Consider the following 15,988-nt stretch of genomic DNA (forward strand, 5'->3'; position numbering starts at 1 on the left):
TTTTTTCTAAGGCTATCCAGCATGAATCAAATATTCACTTTGTTTCGGGGAGGTTAATGATTGAACAATATCCAATTAATTCGCTAAAGAAATATTTATTTATGTGTTGGCTACACTCATACATAAGACCTGTGTTTTTAGTCATTAATAACATATAGGGTCTTCGTAAAAAATGAAAAAGGAGAATCATCTAATGTTTAAATTAAAATCAGTCATAGGATTTACTTTAGGTCTTTGTTTCGTGTTATTGCTAAGCGCATGTGCTAGCAATGAAGATACAAAAAATACAGCAACCAATAACAAAAACACAGCGGACAAACAAGCTGTAAATCTTAAAATCACAACATTCAACCCTGGTGATAAAGGAGTTTTTGCTGTCACTTCTAGCTTGATTGAAGGACCGAAAGAGGTCATTCTTGTCGATGCCCAGTTTGAAAAGGATAATGCAGAGAAGTTAGTAAAAATGATTCGCGATACAGGAAAGAAACTGACAACTGTTTATGTCAGTCATAAAGACCCAGATTATTACTTTGGTCTCTCTGCCATTCGTGAAGCATTCCCTGATGTGAAAATTGTGGCAACGCCTGAAACTGTTAAGGGAATTAAAAAAACGATTCAGGCCAAAAATGATTACTGGAATCCAATATTGAAGAAAAATGCACCAACAGCACAGATAATTCCAGATGTTTTAAAGGGAGATAAACTGACCGTTGATGGAAAAAACATCAACATCATTGGACTTGACGGACCAGACCCATCTCACACTTTTCTTTGGGTTCCATCGAAAAAAACAGTTCTAGGTGGAGTACCTGTTTATGAGAATGAATATGTTTGGACAGCAGACAATCAATCTCAAAAAAGTCGTGATCAATGGCGTGAAATTCTAAATCATATTCTTGATCTGAAGCCGGAACGTGTGATTCCAGGTCATTATCTAGGTAAGAGTGCTGAAGATACATCAGCAGTTGTGTTTACCCGTGACTATATTACAAAATTTGAAGCAGCAGCTAAGAGGGCAGACAATTCAGCTCAATTGATTGCTGAAATGAAGAAAGAGTATCCGAACTTTACGAACACTGGAGACTTAGAATTGAGTGCTAAAGTCATGAAAGGCGAACAACAGTGGCCGTGATGTCATAAATATGATTGACCATTCAGTGTGTTCTCATTTTAGATGGGAGCACCTGAATGATTAGATGAAATATTTTGACTTGATTATTTTACCTCCTTAATTGATTTCATCTTCACTTCAAGTGAATAACTAACTCTTGAACCCAAAGAAAAACACCTCCAAATTGATTTCAGGTATTCTATACCCGATTTTCAACTTAAAGGTGTTTTTATTTGTCTCCCTTTATAGGGTCCAGTCCTGAACGCCTAGGGTGTTTGTTGTTTTACTATGAAAGTTGCTGGCCTTGAAAGGCAACAACGTCAAGTGGAGCGGCTAAGAATTCTTTTGCCTTCGCTACGAAAGCTTGGAAATGTGCACTCGCATTATGGCTCTGAACCGCAGCGTCATCTTTCCACACTTCTACCATTAAGAAGGTATTTTCCTTAGCTGTATCCTTGAACAGCTTGTAGGATACATTGCCTTCTTCCGCTTGTGAAGCTTTCATTAATGCATTGATTTCTTCTAGAAATACGATTTCTTTTTCTGGATGAATGGTCATCCCTGCATGAATAATAATCATCTAATCGTCTCCTTTTTAAAAGATATTATTTCCACTCTGTAATGCGTTCAATCGGTAAGCGGTAAGAAGCATAACCTTCGTCAGCAGCTTTCCCAATTGATAACAGCATCACTGGTACATAACGTTCTTTATCCCAGCCAAATGTTTCAGCGATGACTTCTTTATCAAATCCGCCAATTGGATTTGTATCATAGCCGTGTGCACGTGCTGCAAGCATAAGCTGCATAGACACAATTCCACCGTCAATTAAGATTGTTTCGCGGTTGACATGCTCTGGAAGTACCTCAAAGTGTGCAGTTAGTGCAGCAATTTGTCTTTCTTTCACTTCTTGCGGCATGTAGCCTTGCTCCACTGCTTTTGAATAAATTTCATCTAAGTATTCATTGCTTTTCATATCTGCAAATACAGCAATGACAGCTGCTGATGTTGACACTTGAGTTTGGTTGAATTTTGCAAGTGGTGCAAGCTTTTCTTTTCCTTCTGGGCTGTCAATGACCATGAAGCGCCAAGGTTGTGCATTCACTGATGATGGTGCAGTTGTTGCTTCTTCTAAAATCTCTGCCATTTCTTCTTTGCTGATTTTCACAGCTGGGTCATAGTTACGAATGGAGCGGCGTCCTTTCATAATTTCCATAAAATCGTTTGTTTTTAATATTGTAGCCATGTTGAAACACTCCTTTAGGTTGTTTGAATCTTTTCGATGTTTTGTTGTATTCGGTTGAGCACATCAGTGAGAAGCTTTCGTTCTTCGTCACTTACGTTTTCAAGCATTTCTGAGATAAATCGTTCTTTTTCTTTTTTAGAAGCTTCGATTCTTATTCTGCCTTCTTCTGTCAGACGAACAAGTGTGACTCGATTATCTTCTGGCTTTCTTCTGCGCGTGACCATTCCTTTTGTTTCTAACTGTTTTAAGTGACGCGTCACAGCCGCACTATCAATATTTACTTTTTTCTGCAAATCTGACTGGCTGATTTCGTCTGCTTGGAATAACAGTGATAGCAACTCTAGTCTTGATTGGCTGATGCCCGTGCATGCTTCGAACTTCACGCCCATCATACGGTTCACACACTGCAAACGGTATAATACCTCTGCTTCTTCAGAGCAAAATGCAGTCAATGCCATCCCCTCTTTTCTATTCAGATCAATTAGTTGATATATCAATCATTGACTCGTCAACTAATATACACCCATTATTTAATGATTGCAAGAGGTTTGATTCATAAAGTGAAATTTTTTATCTCAATAGAAAAAGAAATGAATAAAAAAAGGACAAAAGCGGCGAAGCACTTTTGTCCTTTTTTCTTTATTCTGTGATCACAGTGTGAATGAGAGTTGGTGCATCAGCATGATCTGCGATGCGGATGTTGTCATAAATTTTCTCCACGACATTCGCAACGTCTTCACGATTTGCATGAAGTGTCACGAGTGAATCTCCTTTTTCAACACGATCGCCGACTTTTTTGTTCAGCATGATGCCGACAGATAGGTCGATCTCGTCCTCTTTTGTCGCACGTCCTGCTCCAAGAATCATCGCTGCAACACCGATCTCGTCTGCGACGATTTCAGCAACCACACCTGCTTCCTTTGCAGGAACTTCGATTTGGTAAGGGGCTTGCGGCAGTTTTTCCGGCTGATCTACAATCGAGCCGTCCCCACCTTGATTTTCTAAGAATTCTTTGAATTTCTCAAGTGCTTTGCCGTTTTTCATGACTTCAATTAGCTTTTCTCTTGCTTCATCAAGCGTTTCTGCTTTTTTCGCAAGAACGACCATTTGACTTCCTAATGTGAGTACAAGCTCGTTTAAGTCTTCAGGACCTTCGCCTTTAAGCGTATCAATCGCTTCTTTCACTTCAAGGGAATTTCCAATCGCTAATCCTAGTGGCTGAGACATATCAGAGATGACAGCCATCGTTTGTCTGCCAACGTTGTTTCCGATGCGGACCATGGCTTTTGCAAGCTTCTCAGAGTCTTCAGGTGTTTTCATGAAAGCACCTGCACCTGTTTTCACATCTAATACGATCGCATCTGCGCCAGCAGCAATTTTCTTACTCATAATAGAGCTAGCAATGAGCGGGATTGAGTTAACGGTTCCTGTCACATCACGAAGGGCATAAAGCTTTTTATCCGCTGGTGTCAGGTTGCCTGATTGACCAATGACCGCTACTTTATGACGGTTCACAAGCTCGATGAATTCGTCTTTTGTAATTTCTACGTGGAAGCCTTTTACCGCTTCGAGCTTGTCCACTGTACCGCCTGTATGTCCAAGGCCGCGGCCAGACATTTTCGCAACAGGTACATCAAGTGCAGCCACAAGAGGAGCGAGTACAAGCGTTGTTGTATCGCCTACACCGCCTGTTGAGTGCTTGTCTACTTTAATACCCTCAATGGCAGAGAGGTCAATCGTGTCTCCCGAGTTCGCCATAGCGAGCGTTAAGTCAGCACGTTCTTGATCCGTCATATCTTGGAAGAAAATTGCCATAGCCAAGGCACTTGCTTGGTAGTCAGGAATTGTTCCGTCCGTATATTCTTTGACAAAGAAAGAAATTTCCTCTGAAGATAATTCTTTTCCGTCACGTTTTTTTGCAATGATATCTACCATTCTCATTGTTTTCACCATTCCTTTTTTTAAATTAGTAAATCAAACCGACAACGCCTGCTGTTAAGAAGCTGACAAGTGTTGCACCAAATAGAAGCTTTAATCCAAAGCGTGCGACAACGTTTCCTTGTTTTTCGTTTAAGCCTTTGACTGCTCCAGCAATGATACCGATAGAAGAGAAGTTCGCAAATGATACAAGGAATACAGAAATGATCGCTTCTGTACGAGCAGTGAAATGCAAACCTTCTCCAGTTAGAGCAAGCATTGCCACAAATTCGTTAGATACCATTTTCGTTGCCATAATGCTTCCTGCTTGTACAGCTTCGCTCCAAGGTACACCGACAAGGAAAGCAAATGGAGCAAACACATATCCAAGTACATCTTGGAAAGAAACACCGATGACAGCTGTAAAGATTCCATTAATCATCGCAATTAATGCAACGAAACCAATCAACATCGCAGCGACAACAATCGCTACTTTGAAACCATCCATAATATATTCGCCAAGCATTTCAAAGAAGGATTGCTTTTCTTCTTCTACAATTTCAATCATGTCTTCATCCTTAGCCACTTCATAAGGATTGATGATAGACGCAATAATAAACCCACCAAATAGGTTCAACACGAGTGCTGTTACAACATACTCTGGTTTAATCATTTGCATGTATGCACCGACAATGGACATCGATACAGTTGACATCGCAGATGCACACAATGTATAAAGACGTTGCTTAGGTAGTAATCCGAGCTGTTTCTTAATGGAAATAAAGACTTCTGATTGACCTAAAATCGCAGACGCTACTGCGTTGTAGGATTCTAGTTTCCCCATTCCATTTACTTTACTAAGCAAATACCCGATTCCGCGTACGATAAGCGGGAGGATACGCCAATGCTGCAAGATACCGATCAATGCCGAAATAAAAACGATCGGCAGTAAAACGTTGATGAAGAAAGTTGACGCCTTATCATTCATTAACCCGCCAAATACGAAGTTGATTCCTTCACCGGCATAGCCTAGAAGCATTTGGAATCCTTTTGCAAAACCTCCGACTAGGAAGTTCCCAACACCTGTATTGAGCAGAATATAACCTAAAATAAATTGCAGTACAATCATGACAATTACTGGACGGAATTTTACTCGTTTTTTCCCGTTACTAGCCAGCCATGCAATGGCGAGAATCACCAGCAAACCGATGATACCAATCACGTATTTCATGTTTTTCCTCCTCGAATGAATTCGTTTACATTAATGCGATTGAATAGAACAAACCCTATTTCGTAAACAAAGTGCGGAAGAAATTCCCAAAAGTGAGATCCTTCCGCATATGACTTTTTCACCATTTATGAGTCACGAATGTTATCCTACCATAGGATCGTATGAATTAATAGTCTTTCGAAGGAGCTGATTGATCCCCTTTGATAATAGACACCCCTGCACTCGCACCAATACGGGTAGCGCCTGCAGCTAGCATTGCCTCAACATCTTCTTTTGTTCTCACGCTGCCTGAAGCTTTGACCCCAATATCAGGACCTACTGTTTTACGCATCAATGCGACGTCCTCAGCGGTTGCACCGCCTGTACTAAATCCAGTTGATGTTTTCACAAAATCAGCGCCTGCTTTCACTGAAAGCTCACAAGCTCGTACTTTCTCTTCATCTGTGAGTAAACACGCTTCAATGATGACTTTCACAAGTGCCTTACCTTTCGCCGCGTCTACTACCGCACGAATATCTTGTTCAACCACATCATATTCGCCGTCTTTCAATGCCGCAATATTGATGACCGTATCCACTTCTGTCGCTCCGTTTTCAATCGCATCCTTTGTTTCGAATGCCTTGACCGCCGTTGTATTTGCGCCTAACGGGAAACCGATGACAGTACATACATCAACGCCTGTTCCTGCTAGTTCTTTCGCTGCAAGTGACACCCATGTTGGATTGACACAAACGGATGCAAATTGATGAGTCTTCGCTTCTTCAAGTAACTGCAAAATCGCAGCTTTAGTTGTATCTGGTTTTAGTGCTGTATGATCAATAAGGTTTGCTATCGTCATGCTTCACACTTCCTTTTAATTATGATACTTTCATCATATATGACCGATGAACATTTGTAAACATGGTTATGAAATTTTGTTCATTTATTTTGTGACATTTAAAAGAACTCTTGCTGTGTGCTGATCAATGATCAATACGTTCGCATATTTCCCTCTAAGTGCCCCGTGGATAGAAGCAACCTTGCGATGTCCGCCAGCAACAAGAATAGAGCGTTCTTTTGTTCTTAAATCATCAAGCTCCACACCGATTGTGCGATTGTTAATCGCTTCACTGCAAATGCGTCCTTCTTGATCATAGAAGCGCGAACAGATGTCTCCGACACTGGATGCCTTAAGCAGTGCTTTTTCTTCTTCGCGGAAGTAACCAAGTCTAAACAAAAGGGCTTCATCTCTTACCGTTCCAACAGTGAACACAGCAATATTCGCCTGTTTGCCCATTTCAATGATGCGCTGAATATGTCTGTCCTGTTCGACCATCTCTTTAACAGCTGCACTATCAAACACAACAGGAAGCGGCAAATAGCGTGGTGCGGTTTGAAAGGCTTCAGCAAACAGCTGGATGGTTTCAGCAGAATATGTATTCACATGGGAGTGGCTAATCCCACCCTTCAGCTGGACAACCTCTACACCTTTGACCTGTTTAGGTTGCATCTTTTGAGCAATTTGATACATGGTGGTTCCCCAGCTCACACCAACAATATCACCGTCTTTCACTGTGTCTTGCAAGTACTCGGCACCAAATTGGCTCAAGTATTCGGTGATCGTTGGATAATCATCTTTGGGCGAAAACACCACATGGGCTTCGAGCAGGTCATATTTTTCTTTGAGCAATGAAGACAGCTCATTCAAGTCTTCAAACGGGTCCATTACCGTTATCTGGACGTACCCCTTCTCCTTCGCATATTGAAGCAGCCGAGATACAGTTGGTCTCGACAGGTCGAGCTGTTTGGCAATTTCCTGCTGGCTGTAATCCGATAAATAATACAGCCTTGCCGCTTCAATACTCAGTTGTTGTTTCTCCCGATCCATTCGTACGCCTCCTTTTTTCTTCTATCATAACAAATTGTTCAACTTATCATGCACAAATGTTCATTTGAAGAAAATCGTATAGGCGGCTTGGAAGGTCTCATTCTTCTCTAAAGTTTGAATACCGAACTTTTCCTTGTACTGCCCATTCGTCCCTTCAACATCGGCAATACCGTACCAAGGCTCAATACAAACAAAAGGAGCCATTGTGCCTTTTTCTTGACGATAAGGTGACCAAATGCCAACGAACGGAAAACCAGTGAGATCAACCTCAACCCCGTGACCTGCCTGAGACATCAATGACACTCGATTGATATGACTAAAGATCATCGCATCATGCTGAAAAAGCTCTGGACGAAGCTGAATCGTTTCAAGCTGAATCCCTTTTTCTTTCTCCCTGATAAGTGAATTTTTTAGTTCATATTGGACAGGAAGATGCTCAGTAGACGGCGTCAATGTCAGGGTATAATCCGCTGTGCGCTCTCCTTCAACAAGCGGAACTTGAAATGCGGGGTGACCTCCGATGGAGAAATACATCGTGTCATCTCCGGCATAATCAATTTCCCAGGAAATCGTCAGACCATTTTCCGACAGCTCGTATCGAATACGGGCGGTAAATTCATAAGGATACTGATCGATGTGGCTGCCTTTTGATTCATATTGAAAGGTCACTGTATGTTTCGTTTCTTCATGTAAATCAAAATCAACATCACGCAAGAATCCATGCTGCGTGAGCTCATAGGTTTGATCATCTATCTTGTATTGGTCATTCTTTAATCGTCCAACAATCGGGAATAAGACAGGCGACACCCTGCCCCAGTATGCAGGATCGCCAGACCACATATATTGACGTCCACTTTCCTTGTGAAGCACCGCTCTGACCTCGGCACCTCTCTCATTGATCTGAATCAATAACTGATCATTTTCAATTGTTCTCATTTCACACATCCCCTTTCCTTCTTCTTTTATTATGACAGGGATTTTGGCTTTGAGTATAAAAATAAGGCAGCCTTCCAGACCTCAATTCTTTCTTTATATAAAAATTTTAAAAAAAGACAGAAATTCGCCAACAAAATGTGATGCTGATTCGTCTAATCTTATATAAAATAAAAGAATCGTTGTTCTTTTGGAGTGACAACAAAAAAGAAGCGTTTTGACATAAATGGGGGATTCATTTTCATGAACAGCAAGGAGAATCGTTTACGTTATATATTAGGATTAGATGGGCTAAGAGCCGTTGCTGTATTGGCGGTCATTGCTTATCACTTACATATTGGACCTGCGAGCGGCGGGTTTCTTGGCGTTGATTTGTTTTTTGTGATCTCTGGTTACTTGATTACGACGATCTTGTTACATAAACAGGATTTGGGTTATCAAGAGCTTTTGCCATTTTGGATGGGCCGGATCAGAAGGCTTCTTCCAGCTGCTTACGTGATGATCTTCTTAACCGTCAGCTGGTGTGCGATTGCGGGTTCGAATGCACTATTGTCCATTCGTGGCGATGCCTTATCGTCCTTTTTTTATGTCAGTAATTGGTGGTACATTTTCCATCAGCTGTCTTATTTTGATAGCTTCAATGCTGTATCTCCACTGAAAAATTTGTGGTCTTTGGCGATAGAAGAGCAATTTTATATCATTTGGCCGGTACTATTGATTGCAGGGCTAAAATGGGTAAAAAATAGATCCCATCTGCCAATGATCACCTTTGGCCTTGCACTTGTCTCCGCCTTATGGATGGCAATTCTTTATTCACCAGATACGGACCCAAGCAGGGTTTATTATGGAACAGATACTCGTGCATTTGCGCTTCTGATTGGGTGCAGCCTAGCATTTGTATGGCCCATGCAAAGACTGTCCAGCAAAAAGCTACTTCCTATTGGCAGACGTATTTTACATATCGCTGGTTTTGGATCCTTTGCGGTTTTTCTTCTATGTGTTTATGCAGTGGACGAATTTGACGGCTTCCTCTATCAAGGCGGCATGCTTTTATTCTGTCTTAATGCAGCGATTTTAATTGCGTGCATCTGCCACCCTGCAAGCCTATTGGGAAAATGGCTCTCCTACCAGCCACTCGTCTGGCTCGGGAAGCGTTCTTATGGTATTTACCTGTGGCATTATCCCATCATCGTGCTGACCACCCCTGTCATTGAAATTGGACAGCCTTCTATGGGGCGTGTCGCATTGCAGATCATTGCCATTTTACTCATTGCAGAGGCCTCTTACCGCTTCATCGAACAGCCGATTCGCCGGCTTGGCTTCAGACAATATTTTGCCTCTTGGTCTATTTGGAAAAAGGGATTCAAACAATGGTCTACGTCTCATAAAGTGTTCCTTGGAATCACTGCAGCTCTTTTAATCTTATTTACCATTGGCATGTCCAGTTCATCCCATACATCTCCACATGCCAAGGAAGTGACACAAATTAAGACGGCACCGAAAAAAGCAGGAGACTCTACGGAATCGAAAACGAAAAAAAAGAAAGAAAAACACGAGAAGAAAGCAGCAGATCAGAAGCAGTTCCACCAAATTCTTGCTATTGGTGATTCCGTCATGCTGGACATAGCACCGAATCTTGAAAAGGCATATGCACAAATCACCATCGATGCAAAGGTTGGCAGACAAATGAACGAAGCCGTCAGCATCGCTCCTCAGTATGCTTCATTTAATCAATCTGATGCCGCTGTTATCATTGAGCTTGGCACAAATGGCTATTTTACTCAGGGCACATTGACAGCATTCATTCAGCAATTTTCAAAGGCGCACATTTTCCTTGTGAACACGAGAGTCCCAAGGTCTTGGGAAAATGATGTGAATGCAGTCATTCAGGGAGTGGCCGATCAACATTCCAATGTGACCCTGGTCGATTGGCATTCAGCCGCTACCGGACAGCCATCTTATTTTCAGCCTGATGGTGTTCACCTTTCAACAAAAGGCTCTGATACATTGACACAGCTCATTACAGCAAGTATCAAGAAAAAAGGAGATGTGTCATCGTCATAAGAAAGACTAGCATCTTGCTAGTCTTCTTTTATGACGTTAAAAGGCTGGCTTTCAGCGCTAACACACGCTTTTCCTTCGTTGTTTGATCCACCAACGCAAAATCACCATTCTCATATGCTAATGAAAATAATTGTTCGATATGAAACACACCTGTCTGAAAGCGCCTGCCCAATAAATGCAGTGCCGCAGCAGAGGCGACTTGAGCTGTTGCTTGAGACTCATCATGCCCTTTTATTCCAAGTGCTGCTTGATGAATCTTGTTCCCTTCCATTCCTGTCGCCTCCACTTTCACTGCATATTGATCTGTTCCCATTTGAGCAGATTGAATCATAGAAATGGCTCGTTCCTTGATTTTCGGCACAGTGAGAAGGGACGTCATTCCAAGGCTCCTTGTGAAGGCAAACGCCCGCGTTGCCACGCGAGAATCAAAACAAAGCCTTGTTGTCACAGAAGGCACGCTGAGCGTCGAAGGCAATGTCTGCTGATCAGAGAAGGGGAACTAATAGGCTTGCCGCTTTCCAAGTTGCACACCAAAATCTATACGCTTGCCTCCAGTAAAGCTTTTGACTATTTTACGCTGATGATGCTCAGTAACCACATAGTCAGTATGGACATTGTCAAGCGTCCATTCAATGGCGGCTTTTCCATGCTGATCACCCAATCCAAGCATAATCCCTATATCTATTTGATTCACTGATGAGAGCATAGATACTGTTTTCGCTGCCAATAAATTCGAAAGGCCAGGCGCAAGCCCGACACTGAGTAAAGCCGTTGCACCGATGAACTGCTGATCCAGCTTTGCCATCTGTTCCATGTACGACCCTTTCGCAGAGATATCGATATAATCAATACCTGACTGCAGAACTGTTTCAGCAAATGACGGGTCTTCTTGATCAAGGCACATGATCACCAGCTTTGTTTGATCCATCCAGTCCGAAAATAACGGCTCACTAACATCTAATTGATAGGGAAGAACTTTCCCTTTTGTCTGGCGTGAAAATTTCTCTGCCTTCTCATAGCTTCTGCCTGCCGCTACAATTTGCCCTGGATACACTTCGCTTAACTGAAGACATATTTGCTGTCCAACATGTCCATAGCCGCCTATCACCATCACCTGTGATCTCATTTCTCATCCGCCTCTCTATGACCTCGCTTGCAAACAATCCCCTTAATCATTCCTGCCTGAAAATAAGGTCTGATGTCTTCAAATCCTGCTTTGATTAAATGCTCTTTTATCTCTTCCTCGGGAACAGGGTGTGTCGCGCTCCCCAGCCTGTTTTTAAAGGACGTAAACACTTCTTTTTCTAGACCTTGCCGTTGCATGAAAAGAGAAAGCATGTGAAGCTCCTGTTGAAATGCTTGGGACTTCATCTCTCCATGTATAAATGCCAACATAAACGGCGCATCTGGTTGAAGCCTGCGGGCAATCTCTTCTAAAAAGAGCTGGCGCTTTTCTATAAAATGAATGACAAGCAAGCTCACCGCTGCATCGTAAACAGGTTCAGCAGAAACCTTATCTAATGAGGTCTCATGCCATGTGACACGCGACTCCATCTCAAGCTGTGTAACTCGCCGTTTCGCCATGTCCAGCATAGAAGGTGACGGATCGATCCCTGTGATGAGCCAGTCTTCTTTTCTTTGAAGCATGTTGATGATCTCTTCGCCCCCGCCCGCTCCAACAGTCAGGATGCGGGGAGCCGTTCCCATTAATTCAGTTTCTAATACGTCTATTGTCAACTCATGCAATAGCTGATAGCCGGGTACTTTATAGGCAATCGTCGCTGCATATGACTCAGCAACGGGATCGTGCCAATGTTGGTTTCCTTTCATGTTCTTCTCCTCCAGTTCCTTTCCGCTTTACATCGTTTCCTGTACACTAACGGTATGACATCTTTATTGTAAAAAGAGACACTAGAAAACACGATCCCTAAAAGTGGGGATTTTTGAGGAGGAGATCATGTGACCAATCCAGCCACTCATTTTCAGCAGCTGAGACAACACATTCGGGACGAGCTTGCTGCCGTCCTTGATTTTGATGCCGCCTGTATCACGACCATTGATCCAGCCACTCTCCTCTCGACAGGTTCCTTCACAGATGAACCGATTGAAGAAATTCATGACCAGCTGTTTCAAAATGAGTTCTTAAAAAAGGACGTGCATCAGCATGAGTCTCTAGCCAAAGGTCCTATTCATGCTGCGAGCCTGGTCCAAAGCGGAGAATATCTCAACAGTGAGCGCTATCAAGACATTTTGTTACGTAAAGGATGGTCTGATGAATTGCGGGCAGCCCTTGTGATTCAAGGAGAATGCTGGGGTATTGCCAGCCTCTATCGTCTAAAGGACAAGGAAGCTTTTCAAGAAAAAGATATTAGAGCGGTCATCGAACAAACGCCTAGACTCGCAGCCAAGCTGAGAGATGAACTTTTCAAGAAAAGAGATACTGGAGAGGACGCGGCGGCGGAGCAGCAAGGCTTCCTCATTCTCTCGCACGATTACAACCTTCTTTATGGAAATGAGACGGGTCTTCATTGGCTTCAGACGTTTCAAGCCTTTGAACAAATCCATGACAGGGCGATTATGCCGCGCCCGTTTAGAGCATTAGGGGCAAAACTTTTATACGGCGGCATCGACCAAACAGCGGCAAGCATGACGAGATTGCCTACGGGGCTGTTCCTCTCTCTTCAAGCATTTCGATTAACGCAGGCAGCCGGTCAGGAAGAGGCTGTCATGATTCACATCAAGAGAGCCCAAACCAATGATATTCTTCCTTATGCGGCAAAAACATACAAGCTGACAGAAAGAGAGATGAACGTCCTCGACTGCCTATTAAAAGGACAGTCTACAAAGGAAATTGCCAGCACTTTATTTATTTCAACCCATACCGTCCATGATCATGTGAAGGCGATGCTGCAAAAGACAAATTTGAGCAGTAGACGGATGCTTGTTTACTTTTTCTCTCACATATAAAAAAAGCGGCTACCTCAGTGGTAGACCGCTTTTTGTTTATTTTCCTAAAACTAACTCATGCAGGACATGTGCTACTCCGGCTTCATTATTGGATTTTGTCACAACATCCGCTACTGCTTTGACATCATCAATGGCATTTCCCATGGCAACGCCGCAGCCCGCAAATTCCAGCATCGATACGTCGTTCCCATTGTCACCAATGGCCATGACCTCTTCACGAGCAATCCCCAGCTCTTTCGCTAGAAGCTTCACGGCATTCCCTTTGCTGACTTCAGGATGCAGGATTTCAAGGAAGAAATCTGTACTTTTCACCATCATGTACTTGCCTTTTACTTCAGATGGAATGGCTTGTATCGTCTTTTCCAACCGTTCTGGCTGATCAATATACATCATCTTCGGAAGTCTCATTGAAGGGTCTGCCTCTTCAACAGGTAAATATTTAAGCGGCAGCTTTGTTAAATAAGATTCAAGTACTGTGTACTCACTAATATCACGATTCGGTGTGTACAAATGAGCGGAATCGAAATAATGCATCGGTGTATCGAGCTCACGGCTCAGCTTATATAAAGAAGTTAAATCCTCATAGGATAACGTCAGTTCTGACACTACTTCATTTGTGTGACTGTTTTGGACGAGTGCCCCATTGTAGGCAATCACATAATCTCCCTCTTGATTGAGCTGAAGATCATCTAAATAGCGATTCACTCCGCCAATAGGCCGTCCTGTACATAATACGATTTTAACACCCTCTGCTTTCGCCTGTTGAATGGCTTCAAACACCTCATCCGGCACCATATGTTGATCATTTAATAACGTACCATCCATATCAATTGCAACTAATTTATACATTCACTGGTCCCCTTTTCTCAGCAAAAAACGTGCTGCACTATTTTAGGCCATCATCTATATGATGACAGGTTATATCATTACTATTTACCTATTTTAGCCTATCGTTTTTTCATCACGCTGTCTACTTGTCCTCACTGTAACAAAATTGTCATATGCCTTCTCTATTATATCGTATTCTATTTATCCTGCTTTAAATAGAGTTTCTGCCCTTTTCCAACGGGGAAATGATAACAAATGTTCACCACTGAATATTTTGAAACTAGCAAATCTAATTGTATGATGGATAGCAAAGAAAGGAGGTGCAGGGAATGCTTACGTTTACTAGAGGTAAATTGTCAAAAATGTCTGGTGTGCATATTGAAACCATTCGTTTTTATGAAAATGAGGGTGTGCTCCCCGAACCAAAGAGAGCACATAACGGCTATCGTTTATATGATAAAAAATATGTACTCATGCTATCCTTTATCACAGAAGCAAGAAAGCTAGATTTCTCACTCAAAGAAATTCGTGAAATTATTAAATCACTATTTGAAAAACAATCAAAGACAGAAGCTGAACAGCTGCTCGAACAAAAAGTTGAGGATATTCAACACTCCATTCAAGAGTTAAAGAAGAGGAAAGCTGCCATTCAATTGTTAACAAAACAAACATTAGCAAACATCAGCTAATTGTAAGGGTTGCCAAAGATGTGCCAGTGTTTGCCACTGGCGCCCCTCTACGCCCAGGTCTCAAGTGCGCGTGCGATTCAAACATCAGTTATACTAGAGACAGCTTTACTTGATATCAAACGAGTGGAAGGGGTTTTGAATAGAATGAACATTGCAACCATTGGAACAGGTGTGATTGTGGAAAGCTTCTTGCAAGCGATTGAACAGCTTGACGGCGCTTCTTGTCATGCCGTCTATTCAAGAAAGGAAGCAACGGCAACGAAGCTCGCAGACCAATTTGGTGTAAAAACGACTTATACAGATTTAACGGCTATGCTAGAAGATCCAAACATTGAAGCTGTTTATATTGCATCACCGAATCGATTACATAGCGAGCATGCCACGGCTGCATTAAGAAACGGAAAACATGTGATTTGCGAAAAGCCTTTCACCTCTAATGTCAAAGAGCTGGAAGCCTTAATCGCTCTCGCAAAGGAAAAGCAGCTTCTCCTCTTTGAAGCCATTACGACCGTTCATATGCCAAACTATCATTTAATCAAAAAGCACCTTCATCAATTAGGTAAAATCAAACTGGTTCAATGCAACTATAGTCAATATTCAAGCAAATATAATCAGCTGCTAGCCGGCGAAACGCCAAATGTCTTTAACCCTGAATTTTCAGGAGGAGCATTGATGGATATTAATATTTATAATGTCCATTTCATCATGAATCTCTTCGGATCACCGGAGCAGGTTCGCTACCAGGCAAACCGTCACCTAAATGGCATCGATACATCTGGTGTTTTGACTTTCACCTACAATGATTTCATTGCGACAAGTGTCGGCAGTAAGGATACAAGCAGCATGAATTTTGCATTGATTCAAGGAGAAAAGGGCTTCATTCATGTGAAAAATGGAGCGAATGGCTGCGAGGAAGTGCTGCTTCACGTGAATGACCAGGTGATATCACTCAATGCACAAACAAATTCAAACCGCCTATTTTATGAAGCAGAGGTTTTTCAGCACATCATTGAAACAAATAATCATGAACAGTGCTATGCATGGCTCGATGAAAGTCTTTCCGTCATGAAAGTCCTTGATGCTGCAAGAAAAGATGCAGGTATTGTTTTCCCAGCAGATCAATTTTAATGAAAAAAA

At 42.3% G+C, this 15,988-nt stretch carries 15 protein-coding genes and 1 pseudogene; 5 read left to right on the forward strand and 11 right to left on the reverse strand.

The genetic code is table 11. The annotated features are described in order from the left end of the window. Window positions 1-193 precede the first annotated feature (193 nt). Complete coding sequence (locus MHI11_RS19895; RefSeq protein WP_340962155.1) at window positions 194-1,132, forward strand: MBL fold metallo-hydrolase; 939 nt, start codon at window positions 194-196, stop codon at window positions 1,130-1,132. 265 nt (window positions 1,133-1,397) lie between these two features. Here MHI11_RS19895 and MHI11_RS19900 read toward each other — a convergent pair whose 3' ends face one another. The 8 genes from MHI11_RS19900 to MHI11_RS19935 form a co-directional block, all read right to left on the reverse strand. After that, window positions 1,398-1,691 (reverse strand): putative quinol monooxygenase, encoded by a 294-nt coding sequence (locus MHI11_RS19900; protein WP_106065956.1) that lies wholly within the window; start codon window positions 1,689-1,691, stop codon window positions 1,398-1,400. A gap of 25 nt (window positions 1,692-1,716) precedes the next feature. Further along, window positions 1,717-2,346 carry a nitroreductase family protein gene (locus tag MHI11_RS19905; RefSeq protein WP_340962359.1) on the reverse strand — a complete coding sequence of 210 codons (630 nt, stop codon included), beginning with the start codon at window positions 2,344-2,346 and terminating at the stop codon, window positions 1,717-1,719. Window positions 2,347-2,369: 23 nt separating this feature from the next. Beyond that, window positions 2,370-2,813: a MarR family transcriptional regulator gene (locus MHI11_RS19910; protein ID WP_044140342.1), complete on the reverse strand. Its 444-nt coding sequence runs from the start codon at window positions 2,811-2,813 to the stop codon at window positions 2,370-2,372. Between the two features lie 181 nt (window positions 2,814-2,994). Beyond that, window positions 2,995-4,296: a pyrimidine-nucleoside phosphorylase gene (locus MHI11_RS19915; protein WP_044140343.1), complete on the reverse strand. Its 1,302-nt coding sequence runs from the start codon at window positions 4,294-4,296 to the stop codon at window positions 2,995-2,997. 25 nt (window positions 4,297-4,321) lie between these two features. Continuing rightward, window positions 4,322-5,503: a NupC/NupG family nucleoside CNT transporter gene (locus MHI11_RS19920; protein ID WP_340962158.1), complete on the reverse strand. Its 1,182-nt coding sequence runs from the start codon at window positions 5,501-5,503 to the stop codon at window positions 4,322-4,324. Window positions 5,504-5,669: 166 nt separating this feature from the next. Then, window positions 5,670-6,341 carry a deoxyribose-phosphate aldolase gene (gene deoC, locus MHI11_RS19925; RefSeq protein ID WP_340962160.1) on the reverse strand — a complete coding sequence of 224 codons (672 nt, stop codon included), beginning with the start codon at window positions 6,339-6,341 and terminating at the stop codon, window positions 5,670-5,672. Between the two features lie 84 nt (window positions 6,342-6,425). After that, window positions 6,426-7,370 carry a sugar-binding transcriptional regulator gene (locus tag MHI11_RS19930; RefSeq protein WP_113767912.1) on the reverse strand — a complete coding sequence of 315 codons (945 nt, stop codon included), beginning with the start codon at window positions 7,368-7,370 and terminating at the stop codon, window positions 6,426-6,428. A gap of 60 nt (window positions 7,371-7,430) precedes the next feature. After that, complete coding sequence (locus MHI11_RS19935) at window positions 7,431-8,306, reverse strand: aldose 1-epimerase family protein (RefSeq protein ID WP_340962162.1); 876 nt, start codon at window positions 8,304-8,306, stop codon at window positions 7,431-7,433. 240 nt (window positions 8,307-8,546) lie between these two features. On the opposite strand from MHI11_RS19935, the gene MHI11_RS19940 reads away from it, so the two are divergent. Further along, a complete protein-coding gene (locus tag MHI11_RS19940) occupies window positions 8,547-10,367 on the forward strand; it encodes an acyltransferase family protein (protein ID WP_340962164.1) in 1,821 nt (606 codons plus the stop codon). 28 nt (window positions 10,368-10,395) lie between these two features. Here the strand turns inward: MHI11_RS19940 and MHI11_RS19945 are convergent. Both MHI11_RS19945 and MHI11_RS19950 read right to left on the reverse strand, forming a co-directional pair. After that, a pseudogene (locus MHI11_RS19945) lies at window positions 10,396-11,493 on the reverse strand (saccharopine dehydrogenase family protein). Then, complete coding sequence (locus MHI11_RS19950; protein ID WP_340962166.1) at window positions 11,490-12,197, reverse strand: class I SAM-dependent methyltransferase; 708 nt, start codon at window positions 12,195-12,197, stop codon at window positions 11,490-11,492. The pseudogene MHI11_RS19945 and the gene MHI11_RS19950 overlap by 4 nt, the downstream one beginning before the upstream one ends. A gap of 129 nt (window positions 12,198-12,326) precedes the next feature. On the opposite strand from MHI11_RS19950, the gene MHI11_RS19955 reads away from it, so the two are divergent. After that, a complete protein-coding gene (locus MHI11_RS19955; protein ID WP_106065947.1) occupies window positions 12,327-13,334 on the forward strand; it encodes a helix-turn-helix transcriptional regulator in 1,008 nt (335 codons plus the stop codon). 36 nt (window positions 13,335-13,370) lie between these two features. Here the strand turns inward: MHI11_RS19955 and yidA are convergent, their stop codons facing one another. Further along, window positions 13,371-14,183 (reverse strand): sugar-phosphatase, encoded by an 813-nt coding sequence (yidA, locus tag MHI11_RS19960; RefSeq protein WP_340962169.1) that lies wholly within the window; start codon window positions 14,181-14,183, stop codon window positions 13,371-13,373. Between the two features lie 308 nt (window positions 14,184-14,491). On the opposite strand from yidA, the gene MHI11_RS19965 reads away from it, so the two are divergent. Together MHI11_RS19965 and MHI11_RS19970 are read left to right on the forward strand one after the other, a co-directional pair. Further along, complete coding sequence (locus MHI11_RS19965; protein WP_003215283.1) at window positions 14,492-14,851, forward strand: MerR family transcriptional regulator; 360 nt, start codon at window positions 14,492-14,494, stop codon at window positions 14,849-14,851. A 144-nt stretch (window positions 14,852-14,995) separates the two neighbouring features. Then, window positions 14,996-15,979: a Gfo/Idh/MocA family protein gene (locus MHI11_RS19970; protein ID WP_340962170.1), complete on the forward strand. Its 984-nt coding sequence runs from the start codon at window positions 14,996-14,998 to the stop codon at window positions 15,977-15,979. Window positions 15,980-15,988 lie beyond the last annotated feature (9 nt).

This window comes from Bacillus sp. FSL K6-3312, from assembly GCF_038007485.1.
Lineage (GTDB): Bacteria > Bacillota > Bacilli > Bacillales > Bacillaceae > Bacillus > Bacillus pumilus.